Here is a 222-nt window from a genome sequence, read left to right as displayed (position 1 = left end):
GTATTGATGGGGATGGCAAAGCCGATGCCCTCGGCTTCGGAGTAGCTGCTCTTGGCGTTGACGATGCCGATGAGTTCCCCGTTGGCGTTGAACAGACCGCCACCCGAGTTGCCCAGGAACTGATCGAGAACGGTTCTGTGGCGCGTCCGGCGCTGGGCGTCAAGATCTATGACGTCAGCGATGCGGCCACTGCCCAGCAGCTGGGCGTGAGCAGCACCGGCG

At 63.1% G+C, this 222-nt stretch carries 1 protein-coding gene; it reads right to left on the bottom strand.

Annotation, left to right across the window (positions count from 1 at the left end; all coding sequences use genetic code 11):
• On the bottom strand, positions 1-222 hold a 222-nt coding region (locus tag H6B10_RS16810; RefSeq protein WP_204652500.1), incomplete at both ends, for a trypsin-like serine protease.

The organism is Gemmiger formicilis, assembly GCF_016901605.1.
Taxonomy (GTDB): domain Bacteria; phylum Bacillota; class Clostridia; order Oscillospirales; family Ruminococcaceae; genus Gemmiger; species Gemmiger formicilis_B.
The sequence above is the reverse complement of the archived record's forward strand: the minus strand, read 5'-3'. Positions and strand labels throughout refer to the sequence as shown.